Genomic DNA, 1,699 nt, shown 5'->3' on the forward strand with positions numbered 1-1,699 from the left:
AGCCGGTGGGCGGGCAGGATGACGGCCCGCTTGTCGTCGTCGGCGACCGACAGGAACACGGTGCCGCTGGTGGGCATGCCCCCGTAGGCCGCGGTCTGGCTCTTCGCGAACGCGGTCGGGAAATCGCGGTCGATGCCCATCACCTCACCGGTGGAGCGCATCTCGGGGCCGAGCACCGAATCGACCGTCTCGCCGTCGGCGGTGCGGAACCGCTTGAACGGCAGCACCGCCTCCTTGACGGCCACGGGCGCGTCCAGCGGCACCCGCGATCCGTCCTGCTCCGGCAACAGGCCTTCCTCCTTCAGCGACGCGATGCTCGACCCGGCCATGACGCGCGAAGCGGCCTTCGCGAGCGGGATGCCGAGCGCCTTCGACACGAACGGCACCGTGCGGCTCGCACGCGGGTTCGCCTCGATGACGTACAGCACCCCGGCCGAGACCGCATACTGCACGTTGAGCAGCCCGCGCACCCCGATCCCCTCCGCGATCGCGAGCGTCGCAATGCGGACCCGGTCGACCTCGGTGCGGCCGAGCGAGATGGGCGGTAGCGTGCACGACGAGTCGCCGGAGTGGATGCCGGCCTCCTCGAGGTGCTCCATGACGCCGCCGATGTACAGGTCGGTGCCGTCGTAGAGGGCATCCACATCGATCTCGATCGCGTCGTCGAGGAAGCGGTCGACCAGCAGCGGTGCGCCGTCGCCGATGATCGCCTGGTCGGCGATGCGGGCGAAGTAGTCGTGCAGGCTCGCGGTATCGTACACGATCTCCATGCCGCGGCCGCCCAGCACGAAGCTCGGGCGCACCAGCACCGGGTAGCCGATCTCCTCGGCGATCGCCACGGCGCCAGCCTCGTCGGTCGCCGTGCCGTGGCGGGGCGCGACCAGGCCTGCCCGGTCGAGCAGCCGCGAGAACTGCTCGCGCTCTTCGGCGATGTCGATCGCTTCGGGCGACGTGCCGAGGATCGTGTATCCGGCCGCCTCGATGCCCTTGGCCAGCCCGAGCGGGGTCTGCCCGCCCAACTGGCACACCACGCCGTAGATCTGCCCGGACTGGCTCTCGGCGTGCAGCACCTCCAGCACGTCCTCGAGCGTCAGCGGTTCGAAGTAGAGCCGGTCGCTGGTGTCGTAGTCGGTCGAGACGGTCTCGGGGTTGCAGTTGACCATGACGGTCTCGAACCCGGCATCCGACAACGCGAACGACGCGTGCACGCACGAGTAGTCGAACTCGACGCCCTGGCCGATGCGGTTGGGGCCCGAACCGATGATGACGACCTTGCGCCGTTCGGACGGCCTGACCTCGGTCTCGGTGTCGTAGGACGAGTAGTGGTACGGCGTCAGCGCGGGGAACTCCCCCGCGCAGGTGTCCACCGTCTTGTAGACGGGGCGGATGCCGAGCCCGTGCCGCACCCCGCGCACCACGGTCTCGGAGATCCCGCGCAACTCGGCGATCTGGGCGTCGCTGAAGCCGTGGTCCTTCGCGACGCGCACAGTGTCGGCATCCAGTTCACCTGCGGCGTGCACGAAAGCGGCAACCTCGTTGATCAGCACGATCTGGTCGAGGAACCACGGGTCGATCTTCGTCGCCGCGAAGGCCTGGTCGATCGTGGCGCCCTTGCGCAGTGCCTGCTGCACCACGACGATGCGGCCGTCGGTGGGGGTCTGCGCGATGTCGAGCAGCTCGGCCTGCGACCGGGGCTCGT

General features: G+C 69.4%; 1 protein-coding gene. It reads right to left on the bottom strand.

Going from position 1 to position 1,699, the window contains the following annotated elements:
- A partial coding sequence (gene carB, locus ACK5KK_RS14920; protein ID WP_416890873.1) for a carbamoyl-phosphate synthase large subunit occupies nt 1-1,699 on the bottom strand: 1,699 nt, incomplete at both ends.

Origin of the sequence: Microbacterium sp., assembly GCF_047972865.1 — a bacterium.
Lineage (GTDB): Bacteria > Actinomycetota > Actinomycetes > Actinomycetales > Microbacteriaceae > Microbacterium.